Source organism: Bacillus lumedeiriae (assembly GCF_044891285.1).
Taxonomy (GTDB): domain Bacteria; phylum Bacillota; class Bacilli; order Bacillales; family Domibacillaceae; genus Pseudobacillus; species Pseudobacillus lumedeiriae.
Map to the genome: position 1 here is coordinate 1 of NZ_JAUIYO010000022.1, position 21,447 is coordinate 21,447.

Consider the following 21,447-nt stretch of genomic DNA (forward strand, 5'->3'; position numbering starts at 1 on the left):
GGGGGAGGAGGGGGGCGGTATCCTGCATCCATCTTTTGAATTTTGCACATTGTTTATTATGCAAGTCGATGGGCTCGCTTCTTCGAATAGGCTTGCAAATTCTTCAATGCAATAATGCGTGGGCTTTACTTCCTTGGATCTGCTACAGCATGGTTGCATTACTGAGTTAGCTTACAAGAATGCTTCTGCGAATTTGCTTCCGCGTATTGGATGAAGGTGATCAACTCTTCGCTAGAAGGGTTGATCACTTCCTTCTCTTCTCCTTGCAGCGATGCTTTGCTTTTTCTTCCCTGAGCCGCTCCAGCATTGCTGCATGTGAGTAGGCTTGCACATTACTTCTTCGAATAAAGCGCTCAGCTTCGGAGCTCTTGACGGAGCGTGAGCGGAGGCTAGAAGCGGAGAAGATGGACGCGGATTTCTTCTTTTCTTCTTTTATTTTTTTCTTCTAATAAAGATTTCTTCTTAAAAAGTCAGTTACATCCTTCAAATGAAATCTCCATGACAAAAATAAGGCCATCAACGGTTCGCTGAACGGTTGATGGCTTCCTCGAATATTAAGATTCCATTTACTGTTTTTCTAATTCATATTAAAATTTTGCTCTTACAAGTTTATGATTGCCTTCATAAATGTAGCTATCTAAATCTATTCCCCATGGATACTCTATTTTCACATAAACATAGCTACCAACTAACTTTACTGTAGCAATACCTGTGTTTAATCCATAGCTTTCTGTAAATTTCACTTTTCCTACTCCATTTTTATCAAATGTAATAGTGTATCCATAAGCATCTGATTCTCTTACATTTGAACCATCTGGCCTTGACCACCACACTCCATACAAATCAATATTTGCTTTATTATCGCCAATGAATTTTAAATTAACTCCCATTCCTGGTTGAAAGCTTGAGGATGTATACCATTCACCCTCATAATTTTTAAAACTTTTTACAGGTGAAGGTTTTGCATTATTAGTAGTTTTTAAGCCGCTAGTAGCAATGTATCCAGCTTTATTGTTGTATTTTACTTTTGACCAACCACCTGGTTCCGTATTATAAACAAATACGACTGTACCGCTTTTAAGTGATCCTGCTATTTTTGCTTTCGGACTTGGTTTTACACGCACATCTAATTTTTTTACATTTACCGTAAAGTGCTTATTTACGGTGCTTGCTTCTGTTTGTTGAACATTAACTAGGGTTGTTAACAACACAAAAGCTATGAAAAATGCTATAAACTTTTTCATTAATATTCCTCTCTTTCATCATTTATACACATGACTATTATACCAGTGATTTTTCTTTTTCCCTTTTTTTCCTTCGACAAATACCGGCAACGGTTATTTATAAAGCTGCTTTGTTGTTTTCCCTTTTTCTTCGAATAAACGTTTCTTTGTGAAAAAGTGATTACACCCTTCAAATGAAATCTTCATCATACAAACAAGGTCCTCAACGGTTCGCAGAACGGTTGAGGACTTCCCTCTCTTCCCCGAATCCTCCCACGAATGCTTTTGCTTCCCCGAATAAAGCCGCTGACTTCGGAGCCTGGGCTGGAGCGGCAGCAGAGGGCGGGGTGGAGAAGACGGGGACGGCTGCTTTGCGAGAGCTTCCTTGAGTTCGCTTGCAAGAGGGCTTCTGTGATTGGACTTCTGTGGGGAAAATAAGGGGCAGGAACGTTTCGGGAGAACGGTTCCTGGCTTCCTTCGTTTCTTTGTTTCTTCTTTTATTCTTTTATTTTTTTCCTCTAATAAACGTTTCTTCGTGAAAAAGTGATTACATCCTTCAAATGAAATCATCATTATACAAATAACGCCATCAACGGTTCGCTGAACGGTTGATGGCTTCCTCATTATCATCTCTATATTTAATAGTTGAGAGGATTCATCCGATATTAACGTAAAAATAAATATTGGGGGCTTTTTGATGTTTTGTGATTCCTATGTTACTCAATTTGTTCATTCAACAATAAAAAAAGTTTGGCTAGAAGATATACATAGAGAGTATAAAAAATCATTTCTGCTTAAAGAGGATACTCTTAAAAATTCTTTTTACTTTAATTTGAGAAGAAGATTAGGAGATGACTTTTTAGAAGAAAGCAACCTGAGAATTTTTACAGAGTATTTTATCGATGGTGAAAGAATTGATTTAGCCGTTGTGAAGATAGATCCTATAAAGGCTCAAAATGATTACTTAGGGAATTGTGTAACAAAGGTTATTTCTGTTATCGAAATGAAGTATAAAGGAAAATATGCACGGGAGGCCCTCTTTGATGCCGATGTAAATAAAGTACTATCTTACATGGACAAATTAGATGGTGACACAATGTTCTATATCGCTTTTATAAGGGAAATATATTTTAATTCTGATGAAGTCACTAACTGGGTAACAGACGAACAAAAGAAAAAAGCAAAAGGAAAACTGACTGAGATGTTTTCATATGGCGAAATTGAGAGTAATGATATGATTTGGCACCTTATTGAACATTGATCGATTTTAATCACCTTTCATTGTCTTAATACTCGGTATCGGGAAGTTTACACATACTGGATCGGCTTCTGAAACGGCGGCGGGCAAAATTGACACTATTTCAAACCATCCTACATACACGAAAAAACCCCTCAACTCTTAAATAATGTTGAGGGATTCCTTATTCTATAACAAAAAATTATGTATCATTTCAATTAACCACTTTTAAAGCTCCTCTCCGTACCGGCCCCGCCTACGCCGCATACGATGATGACCACACATGTCATCCGACCTGTTTTAATTATAATTGAAAACGCTTTCAAAACTCAATAACTTTTACCACACAAATTTCGACAGCACGGATAAAGCCCTCATTTTCAAAAATACGTACTTTTACACTCAAAATTTGAAATTGCATTTTTAGATGCGGATTTTCAGAAAAATCATCTTAAATCCACCTATATTCACCTGTGCCACGTTTTAAAAAATTTCCTTAATTAAAAATCGAGAAAAAAATTAAAAGCTGTTAGACGTGATTCTGAGCGTTCAAAAATTTTAAAATTCCTGATCCTGCTCGTTTAATTTACTATTTTTGGATGATTAATTGTTTAATCGCTTAATTTTCACCATAAAAAAACACGCTTGAAAACAAGCGCGCCAAGTAAAGGGGAAAGGTATCATAATGACTTACTACTATTCTTACCGATTATCAAATATTTATACCTATAAATCTAATTTCATCATTACTTGATCCAGCTGCTCCTGCGTAATACCGATATAGCGCAGCGTTTCCGCCTGGTTAGAGTGATTTAAAAGCTTCTGGATCATGGCCAGATCGATGCCTTGTTTGTAGGCAAAGTATCCGAATGTTTTCCGCAGCGAGTGCGTGCCGATCCGCTCCGTGATACCAACATAACGAGCGGCTTCGTTCAATATGAAATAAGCATGCTGCCGGCTAATCGCTCCTCCTTTTTGGCTGAGAAAAAGCGGTTCATCGCTGCGGGCCGTTGGTCTTTTTTCCTCTAAATACCGCTGGATCAAGCGGCGTGTTTTCATGCTAAAGACAATGAGGCGGACCTTTTTAGTCTTCTGCTCCCGCAGTTCCAGCCGCTCCACGATCTTTTTTCTCCTCAACACATCTCCTATCTTTAAATTCAAAATATCACTAATTCTAAGTCCAGTATTGATCCCAAGGGTAAACAGCAGCTCATCTCTAAGCGATGATGCGCGCAGCACCCTCTTCATTCCCTCAATCTTCTCCTTATCACGTATCGGCTGCACCGTGTTCATTAAACCGTTCTCCTTTCCTCAAAATGAATCAGATTTTACCTAGGAAATAACCATCTGCAAAAACCCCCTGAAAACCCTTATGCATCAACGCTTTTACCCAAATCTAAAAATCTGACATAACTTGGTTGTGTCAGATTATTTAGATTCAAAAAAAGCTCTACCAAATCGGCAGAGAAGTTAATTTTCTTTCACATCAACGGACCATCCATACTTTTCTTTTAACATCTTGGCACCGGCTTCCGCCTCTTCTTTACTTTTAAAAGCGCCAGTCATCAGGTAATACTTTTTCGTGCTGCTCTTTGTTAATCCGGCAGCCCTGGCCAGCCCGATCGCATGTGCTTTGGCTACTTCATTAATAAAAGACTCCGATTTCAACAATTTAGCTTCATTTGGATTCGAAATGAATAGGGTTTCGGTTAAAACAGCCGGCATCTTTGTTCCGCGCACAACGGCCAGATCCTGTTGCTTCATGCCCCGATCCGTAATACCGTATGGCTGCATGATCTTCATGACTTCCTCATGAACACCTTTTTGCAAGTCAGCCGTTTTCCCTTTCGTTCCTGGATAACGGAAGGTTTCAAATCCTTTAGACTTCTCATTAAAGCTGTTAATGTGAAACGAACAGAACAGGTCCGCTCCCGCTCTATTTGCGATATTCGTGCGTTCCGGCAGCGTCAGATAAACATCCTTATTCCTCGTATACATCACATCGCAATTGTAATTCGTTCGCAGGAACGCCCCTGCTTTGAGTGCCAGCTGCAACGTAATATCCTTTTCCAATAACCCATTCGCGACCGCTCCAGGATCTTTCCCACCATGCCCTGCATCAAGAACAATCAGCATTTCTCATTATCCCTCCCGTCTTTTACTTCAACGACACCGCAAGGTCCTTAATGGATTGCGAAAGTTGATCAATCTTCGTTTCAATCCGATATAGCAGGTAAAAAGTGACCAAGACCGGAAACCCAACTTCACTGATCATGTTTAGCCAATCCATGTTCTCCACCCCTTTCATTTAATAAAAACGGAAGGCTCGATTACAAGCCTTCCGTTCGTCAATTAAAATTCGATATCTTGAACGCTGCGATCCACATAGCGAGCGCTTTTCGGACTAACTAGAAGACCGTTTCTCTTCGCAAAAACGTTCGCTGCAATAATTTGTTCCATTGCCGCTTTTATAGTAGCTGGATCAAGTGACTCATCTGGCTCACGAACGACGATCTTCTCAGGACCATATTCAGCATTAAAATAAAGCTCTAGTAACTTAGCCATCCGTTATTTCCTCCCTTCTTATAAACCGTTGATTAATACGTAATTATTTACCATGTTCAATTGACGTACTCGATCTTTGTGCAGCTTTTCAAGTTCAACAGCAACATTGAAAATATTCTCCGGAGTTGCGCTCTCTCTAACATCAGGATACGTGTACTTCTTCTTAACAGGCTTCCCATCGTTACCGATGCCCTCAACTGTTAAGATCATCGAAAACCCATCTGCAATTTGTTGAATAGCCATTGTCATTCCTCCCTTCTTGTTTTCCACTATAGCAACGCCATAGCAGCCTCATCAAAAGCGCTATCAGCAGGGAAAAACGGCAAATACAATAAAATTTGGGTAGCCATTTTCAAGAAACAACTATCAAAATAAGATTTAACAAGTTAAGAAGACGGATTTTAAAAAGATGCAATTTCGTACAAGGAAACACCGCCAATCGGCCATTGTTTTCTATGAGGTTCGTGGATCTCACCATAATATAGTTCAATCCACTTCGAATTTTTGAGCTGGTCAAAACAGAATTTTTTGGAGTGATGAACGAGGATTTCATGTTGATCTAGCCTGATATGCGTTTGCCCTTGGGAGCTCTCATGAATGTTCAATATCTCTTTCGCAACAATCCAGCCCATCCGCGACTGCCGGCCAATCGATTCCCTAGTGATATAAGGAATCAACGTATAACCATAGGAAAGTGCTATCGGCACAAGCTGCTTTTTGCTGACGAGCGCACCATAGCACTCCCGATTCACCGCTACGCTCGTTCCGAAAAAAGTAAGGAGCTTTTTCAAAAACGTATCACAGCGCATATCAATGATTTCAGTAGTCCCATCCTTAAAAAAGACCTTCATCCCATCAATGCCTCTATCCTTAATATTCACCGGAACAAACGCCTGTCCCACTGCTACAAAGCGCTTTACATCAATCCAACCCATAACAACCTCTCCTTTAAATGCTATCGAACTGAAAAAACGATTATATGTATAGAAAATAGCCTATTTCCAAGAAATAGGCTAACTACCTTTCGAGCTATAAACACTTAATATCGGAGGATTTGAGTATCAAAAACCTGCAAAACAACCGCCTAATGGTAGCTAACAAATCAAAGAATAGAAAAAGGTAAGAACATAGAGGAGCTCTGGAAAACGTTAACGTTAAGAGGGGGTACAAACTTTTTTCCGCGTTGTTGAATCTATCATATACCTCCACCCCCAAAAGAACAAAAGCCTGAAAACCTCGTATCTCCCCCTCAAACGTTGTATTTCCACCTGTTAAACGGACTTTTCAAAGGAAAAAGCACAAACAATCAATTTTTCGGCTTATTAGCAGCTGCGATGATCAATACATCCGCAGTCAAATGAAGGATATGTTCAAGGTAAAACTCCAACGGCAGATCCGCTCCATGATTCAATCTTGCTTCCCGCTGCATCCTTCTCGCAACTCTCATCGCTTCCACATTTGCCTCTAAAATACGTTCTTTCAAAGTAAATCACTCCTTTAATTTTTCATTACTTTAATAAACGTTTGAAAGAAACCAACAGAGCGCAGAAAAACAATAAATGAAAAATTATCTAAATTAATGTAAAATAAATAAAAGAAGGAAAGAAGAAAAAAAGATTAGAAGAAAACAACGTTAGAAGAAAGGATGATACAACAATTGGCCATCACCATCACACTGGGAATCCAAAAAGGCGGCTGCGGAAAGTCCACCACGACAGGCATTCTCTCTTATTTGTTAAAAGAAGACGGCTATCGCGTTCTGGCCATCGACATGGACTCCCAAGGCAACTTAACCGAACTCTTAACTGATCAGCCATCTAATGAATTCGTGGGGAAATCAGTCTTAGAAGCCATGCAGCATAACGATGCCGAGAGTTACATAGTACCAATCAATGAAAATTTAGATTTACTCCCTGCAAACAACTTCTTAGCCATGCTGCCCCGATGGATCTATACGGGTAGAACGCATGAAGGTGAAAATCTTCCTTTTGCCGGAAACCCACTTTTAATACTAGACAAGATGCTAGACCAAGTTCGGGAAAAATACGATTTCATTATAATTGACACTCCACCTGCATTCAGCGAACAAACCACCAACGCCCTATGTGCAAGTGAATACGTGGTTGTCATGTTCGAATGTTCCAATTGGTGCTACTCTGCGATCCCCAATTTCATTGAATCAGTCGATGGTGCCCGTGAAGCTGGAAAACGAAATACCCAAGTATTAGGCATCTTACGCACAATGAACGACGTAAGACGCAGCGACGCCAAAGCGTTCAACGAGCTCATCGCAGAAGACTTTCCAGACAAAGTGTTCGAAACCATCATCACGAGAAAAGCTCCAGTAGGGAGACTCTCACTATACGGCTTCAACGAAAATGTGGAACTCAAAAAAGCACTAGAACCATACAAAGACTTTTACAAGGAGCTGATCCAACGTGTCCAAAGTAAATGACATCAAAAACAAAAAACGCCAACAAAAAATAATCAGCCCAACCCAAGCCCTGGCTGAAGCAGTAGGAGAAAACAACGATTCTTCTTTAGAAGAAACGAAGAAAACAAGAAAAGAAGAAGCGAAGATCGAAAGAAAACGCGTATCCTTCGACATCCGAACAGACCTGCACAAAGAGCTGAAAATGCAGTCGTTGGTACAGGAGAAGAATATTTATCTTATTATTGAAGAGGCGCTGGATCGATATTTTGAGGATGTTAAGAAGTAATGAATCTCTACAGAACATAGGTGAAGGGGCTTATGATATAGCTCCTTCACCTATGTTTTGATGCTATATCTAAGAATTAATCAATATTAAAAAAACCCAACTCTGGATCAATCAGCAAAGTCCTATCTAAAAAAAGATTACCTAGTTCACACGAAGTTTCAGGAAGATAGGAACAATTGTGACAGGATGCTCCATTCAGATTATTCACACCTTGACCTGAAGACTTACCTATTTCGGTACAAACTGGATCAGAACTGCACCATCTTGCTTTATCTATAGCCTTGTAAACTACGGGAAAGAAATTTTCTTTTCTTCCCATTCTAACGAGACCTCCGAACGTACCATCTACGTCCCCCGATGAAGTATAAATCAATATTCCACATTGATTATCATTAAAATATAGACGCTCACGGATTGAAGCAGAGTTATAACCACATGTCAAAGCAAGTTCGTCAATTATTAGATGAGATAAAGTATGCAGAAGGACATTTCTAGGCTTTATAATGGAAGCATCAATATTTGATCCTTTTTTCTCTACTCGTAAAAGCAGTCTGTTAAAGTAATTTGAGATATCTATTCTCTGTTCCCATAATGTCAACTTATCAAAGTTTAAGGTAACGAATATCCCCTCTCCGTAAACCTTATAAGCTGGAAGCCAATCGTTATCAGGCGATTCAGGATCTTTAAATAACAGCTTTTTCCCTTTTAATATTTGCCCCTGGCCTGACTCATTATCATTCATAGCTAGTCTATTAAAGCCGGTCAAGGCAATGGTTTCTTTTAACTTAGTTACTCTGTTGATAAGATTGAAATAAGTTTTAATGTCACCTTCAATTACCTGTTCACAATCCCATTCTTTTTTTACTTTCAAGTTTTTTGTGTTTATTTCTTGCAAAAGAATTTCAAACTCTTTTTTCCTCAACTCTGCTTCTGCATTTCTCGGATTTATTTTTTCAAAGGCTTCCTCATCCTTTAATGAGCCTTCAATATAAAGGATTGCAAGTTCGATGTCTGACTGATTATATTCTTGTATTTCTGGCGGGCATAACTTCTTTACTAATTTAATCTTATCTTCGATTTTATCAGCAACATTCAGCCACGAAGAAGTAATACCATTCCTTTCGAACATATCTATAAGCTTTTCTGCTTCTAAGTTTTCACCAGGTAAATGAATTGCGCTTATTGTATTAGGATAGTATACATTTATAGAATTTTTTAATACCGCTATGGGATAAACCGAACAGGCTTCTTTCTCTTTTTCAGATCCATACCAAGGTTTATGTCCGGGACATTGGTATAACTTATCTGGATCATCGTTCAACCTGATGCTTAATTCACTAACTCCGTCTTCATCATTACTAGAATTAGTTTTACGCGACATAATTCCTTTTAATGATCTTTCTTTCTTACAACTACACCTAACTTTAAGTGAATCTAACGTTGCTCCTGTTGAAGAAATTAATTTCATTTGCCCTTCGCAGTTCGTCTTGTCATCCTTGTGTACCCATTCTCTCCATGGAAAATCTGAAATATGTCCATGCTTACAAACTATCACAAAAGGGACTTGTATCATTTTAGTTTGTTTCTTGCATTCTTTACAGTCCAACCAGCTTGTTCGGGAAGCCATAGGTATTTGATGTAAGGTTTTACATAAAGGACAATAGTGCCATGTTGGAAAACGCAACAAAGGTATATATAAGTCTGTATTTGTTTGAGTTACTGCACTCCCAGCCCCTTTATACTGGTAACTTGCCCTGAAATCGGGGGGCATTAATAGTTTATCTACTTTTAGTAAAGACCTTAATCTAGGTTCTTGTATTTCATATTCATCAATTGTTTCAACGCGATGATCATTTTTGTCATAATACCATTTGTCGAGAGCCCCGATCATTGCTGATTCCCCTTCGGGACTGATTACAAGAGAGCCTGGTCCGAAGGTTGTAACAAGCTGGCCTCTTCTTAAAGGTAAATCTTTCATGAAAACAATTCCTCCCAGCTACCTTCATTTTTATCATCATTTGTATCCGAATCATACACTGAGACAATAAGACCCCTGCACTCTGAATCTACATTTCTCATTGAGTTAATCATTGGCTCAGCTTTTCTTTTCAATGCTTGCGGAATAGTTGAACCTGCTGAATACATATATCCATTCGTCTTAGAATCTACCTTCCATGAAGTATAATTGCCTTTCTCAAGTCTCTTTAAAATGTTGATAAATCTATTCTTCAGTTCGTCTGTCTGTTCTGGATCAACAAGCTTAACTCTTTCTATTAAACGATTATAAAAAGGCAATATTCGATGATTCATATTCTTCTGTATTTCTTTCCAATCAGGTGTTCTCGCAATATCAGCATTTAATGCTTGACGTAAAAAACCAATAACAACTGCATGTAACCCTCTATCTAAGCAAGAGTCTGAAAAAGGAGTGACACTTGTTGGTTCAACTTGAGCATACAATTTCTGATGGTATTCTCTGAAATGTTCAAAATGGGATTTATCTCTCGATTTTGTATTAGAATACAGTGTAAATATCAGTCCAGGTCTTTCCCACCATCGACGTCCCACCCGCCCACTTACTTGGATATATTGAGCTGTCATCTTCGGTTGCCCTACAATAGCCATTACCGATAACCGGTCAATATCTACACCCACTTCTATAATATTTGACGCTAAACATAAGTCGATAGCTGTATCTCTGTCTTTTTCTCCCGCTGGGTTATAGCCTGACTTTAGATCATCTATGGTTTTAGCAATCTCATGACTCTGTTTTCTAGAGGTTAATTCAAGAACATTGTTAATGTATCTAATATCCTTAAGGATTCCTTTCCTGATAGAAATAGATCTGGAATACTGTGGTATATCCGTCTGTGTTAAAGTTAAGCCGCCGCCTAATTCACGAAGTGTATTGTAGAATGCGAGTAATGTCCAATATGGATCCCTTTCCTGTTCGCCAATCTCAACAACGGACTGGAGAATAGATGAAAACGTCATGACCTGGGACATCATAATACGGACTGTCTGCGTATAAATACCAACGTATTTTCTACCTGGCATCGGTTTTCCTGTTTCTTTATCCACTGCCGGTGTTGCAAAGAAAGAATCTTCATTTTCTAAACCTGGGCTTGGAAATAATCTAGAATTTGATCTCCCGAAAAGCGAGAGTGCTTGTTCCTCAAATTGCTTAATGGTCGCAGTAGCTGCAATAATTTTAGGTTTTATTACTTTTCCATTAACATTTTTCAAACACAATTCTTCAATTAAAACTTCAAATAATCCCGTTAAAGTTCCCAAAGGGCCAGAAATTAAATGTAGTTCATCTTGTATTATTAGTGCCGGAGGGCTTACAAACCTATTACCTTCCTGATTAATTCCGAATAGCAATCTCGCTTTGGGTTGCCAAACTAACTGCACGAACTTATCTACTGTTCCAATTAAGAATGTCGGCCGTTTCTCATATATTGTTTCGTCAACTATATATATTGGCAGCTCTTCATGGAAGTTACAATTCTTATCGGGACAATGAATTGCCAGTCTATTATCCTTAATTTTATAGCCAGCGTAATATTTTTTTCTGCTCCCTTTTTGTTCATAATATCCTAAGCTTGCGCCACACCATGGACAGTTATTAACTATAAATTGCTGAGCTCCTTTTACATTCTTTTGCAATTGATTAAGTGATTTTTTAGCGCCTTCATTATTGTTAGGGGTTGTATTTGATCCTACCCATATTCCAATTGAGAACGGTATATCACCCAATCCGGATTGATGCTTTCGTCTTAAATATTCTAGCGCGCAAATAAGTCTTGATGACCTTTGAAATTGGTCAGCTGTTAAGAGGCGCAATGTATACCTCATCATTACATCGACTCCGGCATCAGAAGGGTTTCTAAGACGTCTTAAAATCATTTGAAAAGCTGCGACACCTAAGTAAGCCTCTGTTTTTCCGCCTCCAGTTGGGAACCAAATCAAATCTACTACTTCCCTTGAATCACACCCTTCATTAACTAGGGATTCAAGAGACATTAATATAAATGCAATCTGGAATGCCCTCCAAGTATTACTTGCATTCCTAAGTTTTGATTCATCTTTAACGCTTTCTTCAAAAGACTTATCAAACAGAATTTGTTTTCCTTCGATCCTTCCAAAGCGCTTATCTTTTCCATTTATCTGCTGTAAGAGAATAGACAAGTTTGCTAACCGGAATGCTTCAAGTATTTGTTCATCCTCAAGCAGTTCAATGCCTCTAACCATTCTATCTAGGCTTTCTTTACATAAATCCATATGTTTTCTTGCTGCTGGCTGCAATGGTACTGGTACATTAGATAATTCTCTTTCTTTAACGCTTATCCATTCCCTGTATCCTTCTATTAAAGGTTTTAAAATGTTCCTTGGATGTTCCTCAGAGGACAAGCCTGCTAAATCGCCCATCTTAATTTTAAGTTCGACTTCCTGATTCCCTTGTTTTACAAAAACATTGGGTGTCATGCTCAACGTTTCATATTCTGGCATAAAAGAAGTAGATATTTTAGAAATATTCAAACTATTCAACTTCCAATTTGCTGCACATCCGTGCCCAAAGGCATATACAGCTTCATTTCTATAAAGAAGTTCTGTTGAAGCCTCTTCTTCACTTAATGACCTTTTCATTTGATATTGCTTTGGATAAACTGAAAAATAGTGATTTTCAGGAGTTTCAATAGTCATCGATGCCTGAAATAAAGTAAGTTGTTGTCTGTTAAATTTCGGAACCTCTGAACGATTAGTAACACTTACTGTGACTATATATTTATCGTTAACTTCACGAAGCTTTGCTTGCAATTGAATTTGGTAATGGCTAATTTTTTCTCCTTTCTTATTTCTTATTTCAGCCATTTTTTCTACATGCTTTCTTTTTATGATTTCTTCCATCGACAAATCCCATAATCCTTCTACCGTCTCTCTTAACCACCATTGGATCGGAGCACTCTCACCTTTTACTCTTACATTATGAGGAGTATAACTCCCGCCTTCTATTCTCACCCTTAAGTTTGGAAGATCTTTATTTACACAAAATGTTAACCCCATAGTTGATGGCATAAAATCATTTTTTTGGGGAAACAGCTCTACCTCACCATCATCTTCTGTAGTTTCTATACCATCTTGATGCTCAAAAAGCTCATCTATTTTCCCGTTGTCCTGGTTTACATTCGAATCTTTATCAATCGGTGTCTCAAGAAAAACTTCGTCATTTTTGCTTGTTCCCAGGGGAAATAATAACCCGCTGACATAGCGTTGCATTGGTGATTCTCTCTGAAGAATTTCTTCTTTGACTCCACCAGTTTGCCAATAATAAGGTTTATAAAGCTCCTCTTTCGACCCAAATACAGTAGAACCAAAAGGATTAAACTTTAAATAATAATCTCTGATTTGACTTGGGCCGATTATTTCCTCTTTTACATTGTCAATTACTTTTTGGCGATTGTGCAATGACTGTTCTAAAGAGATAACCATTAGAACATCTCCTTTCTTTATTAATCTGTGTTTATTGGTTTCATTAAATTAGATGGCGCGATAAGGTGTCTTGAACGGTCTATGGAAACGATTCTTTCAATATTAAATGAAGCACCGTTAAATTCCTTTGACTCAAATGTATAGAAGCCATTTTCTTGTAAATCTTTCAAAATGTCATTTGTTAACTCATTCATTAGTTTTTCAGAAATGATTCTTCCTGCTTTTCTGTGTGCTGATTGTATGGTCCTCATTGCACTATAAACTTCTTCTATCTTCTCTTGATCATATTTTAAAGCCTTAAGAAGTTTAGGTAGTTCGATTGGACAAATAGATTCTTCATTGCACCAAGACCTTACTGAAGCCATTGAGGCTGTCTTTAAGTCATATTTTCTCATCAATATACCACTAACACTTTTTAAGCCTTTTTTTTCTACATTCAAACGCAATCTGCGCTTCCATTCTCTCTGCATAACTCTGTAGTCTTCGGCAGCTGACTTTAAGACATTTTGATCAGCTACCTCCGCTATCAATTTCGTATCTCTTTCATTTCTGATTACAATATAGTCATCTGCTTCTACATCTTTAAAGCTTATTTGTTTAATGTAATTACTTTTTTCATGGGGCGTAAAAACTCGAATCTTTGAATCTATTGGTGCAAAAAGAAAACGATCATTCTCTAGATATACGATACATACCTCAACAGTATCGTGAGAATTATCCTCCACCTTTTTTTGCTCCTCAAGAAATTTATTTACCGCAATATTAAGTGATTCTCTTTCCTCCAGGTTAATTTTAATTCTCTTCTGAACAGGGTTCGAAAAATTCACATTATCAAAAATTGTGCTGTATGCTCCGCTATCATGTACATCTTTAAAGACTTCCTTTGGCATTATAGAATTGGTAAAGATATCGTAAGAGATAAAAGCAATTATCTTGCCTTTAAATGTGTTACTTACGTACTCGCCAAAATAATTAGGGCTTCCAATATAAATAATCTCATCGAATATTTCTGTATCTTTTCTGAAACTGTTCTCGGTGTAGTAGTTTGTTTTCAAATAAGATTTCACTACTTCACTAATTATTAGTCTTTCCTCAGCTGAAACCGCCCTTTTCGTAACAACGGCTATCTTCAACCCCACTTCTGATTTACTATTAATATAATCTTTTAAGTACTTACTTAAATAATTATTATCGCTGTCTATGACTTGTTTGAATGATTGAGCAACGTGTATTACAATACTTGAAAATAGTTCAGGGTAACTGCGCTTTACTTGAAGAAACTCAGCGAGAAGAAGCTTTTTCCCTTCGTCACTAACAGCTCGATTGTAAGGCAAAAAACTGCTTGTTAGTTTAAAGAACATCCTTCTTAATAAGTTTAAAAGCTCTATCAAATGTTCATCATTATCGTACCTATTTTGTATCTCTGATCTATAATTTTCTATACTATCAGCAAGAGGTAACAATTCATTACTTTCAACATGTCTAAATAAAACAGCGCTGCTCTTTACATTGTATAAACCTAACACATTATTAAAATTCATCATTGGCGCCTCCAAACAATGAACTCCACTCCAACAGGTACTTGAGTATTAGAAGACTTTAGATAATCCAGAACTTCTTCTGTGACTATTTTATAATCATCTTGCAGTAACTCTCTTTTTAATTCTTCCTTTACTTCATGAATTCGATTTTCATTGTCTGTTCTGCTTGATATAATTATGTTCGGGTTTTCCGGGAAATTTTTTGCCTGTTTTAGATAACTAGTTAAATCTGAGTATATGACAGGCACTTCTTCCTTAATCTCCACCTCATTTTTTTTCATATGTGAAGAAAACAACTTACCATTTGTATAACTATTGCTGTTATCCAAATAAAGAAAATCCCTGATAGAACCTTTGATGCCATTGTAATAAAAAATTTCTTCATTCATTAATTCAGTAAGCTGTACAGTATTGCCGATTATATAGAAAGCATCCCCAGGATAAAATGCAACCTTATTTAATTGACTTACAGTATACAGTTCTCCTAATAACCTGCTACTGTCTGGTCCCAACATTTGTTTTTGGCTCACTTTTCTAGTTCTTTTTATCTCATCGAATTCTTCATCTAACAGAATCACCCTGTCAATCCACTGACCTTCAGGAATACCCCTTTCGATATTCCCATCTTTAATTTTAAGTATCATTTCATTTTGGAATATAGGGCTCGGTTCTAAAGAAATAACAGAGGCTTTCCTGGAAGAGTGTTCGTCTTGATAGATAATACGGCTTCCTTGTACTAAACTTAGAACTTGTTTTCTTATAGATTTGATTTGTTTGTTAATAGAGAATGACTTATCTGCTATTCCCATTGCAATGAATAGTGAAAAAAACTGCTCATTTGGAAGAGCGATTATAATATTTATTGATTTCCTATACTTGATTCCTTGTTCATTTAAATAGGCACCTAACTCAAATGCAAAGTTAATCCACTCTGGCAAGTCTATAGGAACTTTGTTATTAAGAACTTTCAAATTCTTAATGGACATTCTTTGCTCACCCCTATATTTTTATCTATCTTCCATATTTGATCCCTTTTCTGGTCCTTCACTCTACTTTAGACGCAGTAAGATGGGGAGACGATATTGTAATTTCATCTCCCCATGTAAAATTAATTACTATCCTCATGCTCACTATCCCCTTCTACAAGAAATGGAAGGTTTTTGTTTATCATTTGGCGGATAATATAATCATTATTAATACCCGGCTTTTTCTCAAAATGGCTTAACGGAATAATTGATCCGGGACCTAACCGATCATAAACCTCCACAAAACACATAGCCTGTATCTCACTGTTTTTATCTACAGCAATCAACAAACCAAAATCCTCATCATAAATTGCATTCTTTTCATCTTCAGTCATGTTTTTCAGACTTCCGCCTGTTAAAAAATAGCCTAAGAGCTTCTCTGAAGTATCGTTAACCAAAGCCATATTAAATCTTAATTTAAAGTCCGGTATACCTTCAGTAGCTAAATCAAAATCAATTTCACCATATCGAATTGTTGGTTTTACGCCATTCTCTACTACTTTTGTTTCCCCATCCTCTATAGAAATTGGGATAAACGAACGGCTGGAGGATCTATAAACAGGATTAAAGAGATTTTGAAAAAATTCATTATTTGCGACAACCATCTTCTCCAACTGAACAGACTCTTTCTTTTCCCTCTTAAGCTCTTTATTTAAATCCACTGTGAATATTCTTGAACTTGAATCAAACGAGGTATAATATCTGTTTGTGTTTTTGGTATTTATGTCTGTTTCCAATTGAAGATATCGAATAAATTCTCTGCAAGTAATTCGAATAGGTTTAGAACCTTGGATTCCTTCAGGGATACTGTATGAGTCATCTTCGCTAGAATCCACGATTTGAATAAAAAGATAATCTTTGCTTTCCGAAATGCCAAAACGAATTTTTTCTCCTCCACTTAAATACTGGTTAGCCGACTGACCTAAAGTAATTCCATAAGAAGCAATTGAAACCGTTAAAATTCCTTGATTAGGTGAAAACCATTTGATTTTTCCCATTAGAGCAACCCCTTTTTTCTGCCTTTACTTATATTGTATTGTGAAATCAGAAAAATTATTCCAATTTTATATCGATTTTGTACCGAATTTTCATTTCGATTATTTTTTGATTAATTAAAAAGCATTTTTATATTAATCATTTCTTTAGTATTGGTATTTACTAACAAAACCCAAAAGAAGATAATGTCTATATATTGATCGAGAAAACTTTGAAGCTGCGTTTGAAGGAAAGGGGAAATTTAGAGAGAGATTCTCCGGCTACAAAGCTATGAGGCAAAACTCTCAAATTATACTGGATCACGAATGAGCAGATGAAGTAAAAGGTTGGGTCAAAGCTGAGGACTTTTACGAAAACATTAATGATAGAGTATTTTTTTCAATGAAATAGAGGCAACAGATCGTCGAACACAATAGTACTGCTAAAACATTTCCATATAATTCTCCCTAAAATGTGTAAAAGAGAGACACTAGCAACTGCCTTATCGGGTCAGAAAAGATTGTTTTGTCCGTTCTTAAATAATGACAAATTAAAGATATAAAGAAACAAGACGCTTATATCACCTAATTAGGTGATATAAGCGTCTTGTTTTCATTTTATTATTTATATAAATTCAGATTAGCAAAGGAGTTATTTTCTTGAAAAAAAAAGAATTGAACAGATTACTACGAAAAGCACTTATTTTTCAACTGATGACGAATATCGATCATCTCATTGCTAAAGCTGAAATCCCACATTCTACGTTAAGTGTAAGCACTGGACAAAAACACAGCTGGTTTAATGACGCTTTCAACAACAACGAGGACATCTCTATTTCGTCATTAACGAAGGTCCTTTCAGTGATCGGCACCAAAATTGACCTCACAGATTATAAGCTCATGGATATGTTCGATAGAAAGGTTTTAATGATCGCAAGACTGATCACGAACCTGACGGATGAGGAAGATGATCAAATCCCCTTCTTTATATGCTCTGAAAAAGAAATCATCATGGATCTTCTCGGAGATTGGGGATTATTAAAAGCTAAGAAAAAACTTTCAGAAAATGAGCTGGAAACTATTGAACAAATCCGCTCTGCATTAGCAAATATAATAGAGGAGGAATAATAATGGCAGAAAAAAGAAAAGTCTGGTTCATCACAAGACCAGAGCGCGATCCTAAATTTCACGTTGATGCGTTACGGGCGCTTCAAAAAGCTACTGATAACTTTAAAACAGTTTGGTCCAGAAACCGCGATGCACATAAGCGATATGAAGAAGTGCTCGCTGCTGAAGAACTAAAGCGGGACAATATCAGCGCAGATGGTTCAGGCGGAAGAACATGGGCAGCAATGCTTCGGACATTTGGATATGTCTATGTTACCCCATCTGGAACCCTTTCCCTCACCAAGGTTGGAGCGGCTTTACTCGCGGAAAAAAAGATACGTGACAACACATCAAAACAAATATTAACACTACAGATCCCTAACGCTTATTTCTTGGAGAGCGGATTCCGTCCGAAGTTTGAAGAAGACTTTCAAATACGCCCAGCTAGATTTCTAATCCGACTAGCAAATCAGCGCGAACTTGACTATTTCATTACTAAAGAAGAAATTACGTTTTTTGCTCTCACAGCGAAAAAAGATAACGAACTGCGCACAGTAACACAAAACATTCTAAAATACCGAAATGCTTCCGAAGAAGAAAAAGAAGAAATGAAAGAGATCATTGCGAGCACATACGACCATCGGGAACGATCCGACAAAGGAGCACGCGATTTTGCTGCCGCTCATGGCGATGTTGCCCATACATTTATGATGCTTTGTGACTACACTGGTCTTGCTGATTATATACGGGGTGACGCTTTAAGAATTCCGTCTGAAAAACATAAATCAACTGCTGTAAAGCTCGATGAACTAGAAACGAGATATCCTTTTAATAAACGCTATTTGATCTCTTTAGAGCGCTTTTCCGAAAACGCCGGCCTCGATGTTGATAGTTACAAAGCCAACGCTTTTGGAGCGATAGGTCCGGCGACGAATCGTAATAAGAGCATTAAAAAGGTTCATCAGCTGTTATCTTCTTATCCATTGCCACAAAATCTTTCGATAGAAAAAATAACAGATATACTTGAACAAGAATTCTCGGGCAGTGAAGCTAAAAAATATGCATCATTATTAAAGGATTATCAGTTTACTTCATTAAATGAGGACTTTGTTGAATCTTATTTACTTGAAGAAGATGATTTAGTCTTTGAAGATAAGACAGCTGAAATTCTAAAAGCAATTGGCTTTGAAGTTGATTTGCGTCCTAAACCTGTAACGAAAGATGTACAGACTGAGATTGAGATATTACTGCATGTTGACGATAGTACCGTATGTATCATTGATGCAAAAAACTATAAAAAGAAATTCTCTTTACCTGCCCATCTTGCATCACATATGGCATCCGAATATATTCCAAACTACAATGGATATGCGGGAAAGTCAGTCTCTTACTTCGGATACGTTACAGCCAGCGATTGGGGCGGTGAGCGTAACTTAGGAAAAATCAGCGAAAAGGTTAAAGATTCTCATCCGGAGCTACACGTTCAAGGCGCCATGTTTTCAGCAAATACCTTGCTTGGCTTCTTAGATTACTGTCTGGATAACGGATTTGATAAAGAAAAAAGAAAGCAGCTGTTCATTGACTGCTTTACCAATAAAGGATACAAACACGTTTCGGAAATGTTGTAAACGAGAAAAGGAGTCCTTAGGGGCTGCTTTTTTTTAGTTTAAGGTGTAAAATAAAGAGCATATTAGTATGCAAGAACATATTTTCGTATAAATTATTTCTTTCGAGGAGAGAAAACCAATATGATTTTAAAAAAAGGAGAACTTTTTAACGGTCCCGGTGGAATGGCCTTAGGAGCTAAAAACTCCCGAGTAATCGATCCGAAAACCGGAGAAGAATGGCGCATTGAGCATAAGTGGTCCAATGATTACGATCCTTCGGCATGTGATACATACCGACTCAACATATGTGAAGATGCTGAAAGTGATTCGGTTCATCATGGGCCTGTACAAGAGTTGCCTATCGGAGACAGATCTGTCCTTGGTGATATTGACTGCTTTGCATTTGGATTTCCGTGCAATGATTACAGCCAAGTGGGTGAAAAACATGGGCTTAACGGCACTTTTGGCCCTCTGTATTCATACGGGGTAAAAGTGTTAAAAGCATATCAGCCTAAATTCTTTGTTGCTGAAAATGTTGGCGGTCTTCAAAGCGCCAACGAAGGACAAGCTTTTATTCAAATACTTACCGAACTTCAAGAGTGTGGCTACGAACTGACACCTCACCTATATAAGTTTGAAGAATATGGTATTCCCCAGGCACGACATCGAATTATAATTGTAGGAATTCGCAAAGACCTTTCAGAAGACGGAGTAGAGTTTAAAGTGCCTGCACCGACTACACCGTCATCGGCTGATTACAAAACTTCCCGCGAGGCGATTACTAATCCGCCAATTCCGGAGAATGCTTTCAACCATGAAATGCCAAGACACACGGCTAAAGTAAAGGAAATGCTCAGCTACATTCCACCGGGTGAAAATGCTTGGTATGTAGGTATTCCTGAAGAACTGCGTTTGAATGTTAAAGGAACACGCCTCAGCTCCATTTATAAGAGACTGGACCCTAATAGACCTGCGTACACGGTTACAGGCAGCGGCGGGGGCGGAACTCACATGTATCATTGGGAAGAGTTGCGCGCTCTAACAAACCGCGAACGTGCCAGATTGCAAACATTCCCAGACGATTTTGTTTTTTGCGGCAGTAAAGAAGCTATCCGCAGACAAATCGGCATGGCCGTTCCTCCAGCTGGCGCCAAGATCGTATTTGAAGCAATCTTAAAATCATTAGTTGGCATTGAATACGAATGGGTTCCACCAGCACAGAAGTTACAGCTAGAAACCCTTCTTGGCAAACGCAAAGTTGATACTGAAAAACAGCCGACACAGGAAGATCAAAAGGAAAAACAAGTGGCCTTTAATATTTAATAAACACACTTAGGAGACGCCTCAGCTTAGCGTCTCCTTTTTTGACTGCTCAATAAAATCAGCCAGCTCATCTATCACCCTCTCGAAAGCCTCTTTTATTTCATGCTCCCATACCCTTTTAAAATGCCAATTGTTTTTGAGGTAATACTCCCTTACCTCAATGTCTCGAGCCTTATTCCGGGCCAGTTTCTTATCCCAATACTCTTGATTACTTTTTGGCCTGTTGCCGTGCACCTCACATCCATGCCAAAAACAAGAATCAATAAAGATTACTATTTTATATTTCTTTATAGAAATATCCGGTTTTCCGAGCAAGGCTTTATCATTCTTTCTGAACCTGAATCCCCTTTTCCAAAGCTCACGCGAAACACGGTTTTCCAGCTTCGATTGAGAACGGATCGCCTGCATATTTTTTCGTCTTTGTTCCTTAGTCATTCGATCAGCCAAAGGGATCCCTCACTTTCTTTCTTCATTGTTCCCGTTAATGAAGGAAACAACACTTTTGCCAGCACGAATTCGGAGACACAAAGGATGAAGACATAAATTCAATCAACAAAAATTCAACCAGGCTATTGTGTTGTATTGGCCTCCGAAAAAAAGAGCAAACTCATTAATGAGTTTGCTCCAGAGTG

At 37.8% G+C, this 21,447-nt stretch carries 20 protein-coding genes; 6 read left to right on the forward strand and 14 right to left on the reverse strand.

The window, feature by feature from the left end:
* Positions 1 to 587 precede the first annotated feature (587 nt).
* Positions 588 to 1,244 (reverse strand): SH3 domain-containing protein, encoded by a 657-nt coding sequence (locus tag QYG89_RS15970; protein WP_404319083.1) that lies wholly within the window; start codon positions 1,242 to 1,244, stop codon positions 588 to 590.
* A 676-nt stretch (positions 1,245 to 1,920) separates the two neighbouring features.
* Between QYG89_RS15970 and QYG89_RS15975 the strand changes: the two genes are divergently transcribed.
* Complete coding sequence (locus QYG89_RS15975; RefSeq protein ID WP_404319084.1) at positions 1,921 to 2,484, forward strand: hypothetical protein; 564 nt, start codon at positions 1,921 to 1,923, stop codon at positions 2,482 to 2,484.
* 702 nt (positions 2,485 to 3,186) lie between these two features.
* On the opposite strand, the gene QYG89_RS15980 is transcribed toward QYG89_RS15975, so the two are convergent.
* The 7 genes from QYG89_RS15980 to QYG89_RS16010 all read right to left on the reverse strand — a co-directional run bounded on the left by QYG89_RS15980 (position 3,187) and on the right by QYG89_RS16010 (position 6,508).
* Positions 3,187 to 3,753, reverse strand: a complete 567-nt coding sequence (locus QYG89_RS15980) for a site-specific integrase (protein ID WP_404319085.1) — start codon at positions 3,751 to 3,753, stop codon at positions 3,187 to 3,189.
* A 177-nt stretch (positions 3,754 to 3,930) separates the two neighbouring features.
* The gene (locus QYG89_RS15985) at positions 3,931 to 4,596 is read right to left on the reverse strand and encodes an N-acetylmuramoyl-L-alanine amidase (RefSeq protein ID WP_404319087.1); all 666 of its coding nucleotides are present in this window, start codon (positions 4,594 to 4,596) and stop codon (positions 3,931 to 3,933) included.
* 22 nt (positions 4,597 to 4,618) lie between these two features.
* On the reverse strand, positions 4,619 to 4,750 hold the full coding sequence (locus QYG89_RS15990) for a YvrJ family protein (protein ID WP_404319089.1): 132 nt from the start codon (positions 4,748 to 4,750) through the stop codon (positions 4,619 to 4,621).
* 62 nt (positions 4,751 to 4,812) lie between these two features.
* A complete protein-coding gene (locus tag QYG89_RS15995) occupies positions 4,813 to 5,025 on the reverse strand; it encodes a DUF2922 domain-containing protein (protein ID WP_404319091.1) in 213 nt (70 codons plus the stop codon).
* An 18-nt stretch (positions 5,026 to 5,043) separates the two neighbouring features.
* Positions 5,044 to 5,268 (reverse strand): DUF1659 domain-containing protein, encoded by a 225-nt coding sequence (locus QYG89_RS16000; protein WP_404319092.1) that lies wholly within the window; start codon positions 5,266 to 5,268, stop codon positions 5,044 to 5,046.
* Between the two features lie 158 nt (positions 5,269 to 5,426).
* Positions 5,427 to 5,960 (reverse strand): hypothetical protein, encoded by a 534-nt coding sequence (locus QYG89_RS16005; RefSeq protein ID WP_404319093.1) that lies wholly within the window; start codon positions 5,958 to 5,960, stop codon positions 5,427 to 5,429.
* A 371-nt stretch (positions 5,961 to 6,331) separates the two neighbouring features.
* Positions 6,332 to 6,508 (reverse strand): hypothetical protein, encoded by a 177-nt coding sequence (locus QYG89_RS16010; protein WP_404319095.1) that lies wholly within the window; start codon positions 6,506 to 6,508, stop codon positions 6,332 to 6,334.
* A gap of 174 nt (positions 6,509 to 6,682) precedes the next feature.
* Between QYG89_RS16010 and QYG89_RS16015 the strand changes: the two genes are divergently transcribed.
* Both QYG89_RS16015 and QYG89_RS16020 read left to right on the forward strand, forming a co-directional pair.
* Complete coding sequence (locus QYG89_RS16015) at positions 6,683 to 7,480, forward strand: ParA family protein (protein ID WP_404319097.1); 798 nt, start codon at positions 6,683 to 6,685, stop codon at positions 7,478 to 7,480.
* Positions 7,464 to 7,745, forward strand: coding sequence for a hypothetical protein (locus QYG89_RS16020; protein ID WP_404319099.1), 282 nt, complete (start codon positions 7,464 to 7,466; stop codon positions 7,743 to 7,745). The genes QYG89_RS16015 and QYG89_RS16020 overlap by 17 nt, the downstream gene beginning before the upstream one ends.
* A 76-nt stretch (positions 7,746 to 7,821) precedes the next feature.
* Here the strand turns inward: QYG89_RS16020 and drmB are convergent, their stop codons facing one another.
* The 5 genes from drmB to QYG89_RS16045 all read right to left on the reverse strand — a co-directional run bounded on the left by drmB (position 7,822) and on the right by QYG89_RS16045 (position 16,802).
* Entirely contained in the window at positions 7,822 to 9,723 is a 1,902-nt protein-coding gene (gene drmB, locus QYG89_RS16025; RefSeq protein WP_404319101.1) for a DrmB family protein, read from the reverse strand.
* A complete protein-coding gene (locus tag QYG89_RS16030) occupies positions 9,720 to 13,238 on the reverse strand; it encodes a helicase-related protein (RefSeq protein WP_404319102.1) in 3,519 nt (1,172 codons plus the stop codon). The genes drmB and QYG89_RS16030 overlap by 4 nt, the downstream gene beginning before the upstream one ends.
* Before the next feature lie 20 nt (positions 13,239 to 13,258).
* The gene (locus QYG89_RS16035; RefSeq protein ID WP_404319104.1) at positions 13,259 to 14,782 is read right to left on the reverse strand and encodes a DrmE family protein; all 1,524 of its coding nucleotides are present in this window, start codon (positions 14,780 to 14,782) and stop codon (positions 13,259 to 13,261) included.
* On the reverse strand, positions 14,779 to 15,765 hold the full coding sequence (locus QYG89_RS16040) for a hypothetical protein (RefSeq protein WP_404319105.1): 987 nt from the start codon (positions 15,763 to 15,765) through the stop codon (positions 14,779 to 14,781). The genes QYG89_RS16035 and QYG89_RS16040 overlap by 4 nt, the downstream gene beginning before the upstream one ends.
* 122 nt (positions 15,766 to 15,887) lie before the next feature.
* Positions 15,888 to 16,802, reverse strand: a complete 915-nt coding sequence (locus QYG89_RS16045; RefSeq protein WP_404319107.1) for a hypothetical protein — start codon at positions 16,800 to 16,802, stop codon at positions 15,888 to 15,890.
* Between the two features lie 636 nt (positions 16,803 to 17,438).
* Here QYG89_RS16045 and QYG89_RS16050 point away from each other — a divergent pair.
* From QYG89_RS16050 to QYG89_RS16060, 3 genes are all read left to right on the forward strand, one after another.
* Positions 17,439 to 17,906, forward strand: coding sequence for a hypothetical protein (locus QYG89_RS16050; RefSeq protein WP_404319109.1), 468 nt, complete (start codon positions 17,439 to 17,441; stop codon positions 17,904 to 17,906).
* A gap of 2 nt (positions 17,907 to 17,908) precedes the next feature.
* A complete protein-coding gene (locus tag QYG89_RS16055) occupies positions 17,909 to 19,513 on the forward strand; it encodes an AlwI family type II restriction endonuclease (RefSeq protein ID WP_404319111.1) in 1,605 nt (534 codons plus the stop codon).
* Between the two features lie 120 nt (positions 19,514 to 19,633).
* A complete protein-coding gene (locus QYG89_RS16060; RefSeq protein ID WP_404319113.1) occupies positions 19,634 to 20,815 on the forward strand; it encodes a DNA cytosine methyltransferase in 1,182 nt (393 codons plus the stop codon).
* Positions 20,816 to 20,836: 21 nt separating this feature from the next.
* On the opposite strand, the gene QYG89_RS16065 is transcribed toward QYG89_RS16060, so the two are convergent.
* Entirely contained in the window at positions 20,837 to 21,262 is a 426-nt protein-coding gene (locus tag QYG89_RS16065) for a very short patch repair endonuclease (RefSeq protein ID WP_404319115.1), read from the reverse strand.
* Positions 21,263 to 21,447: the final 185 nt, after the last annotated feature.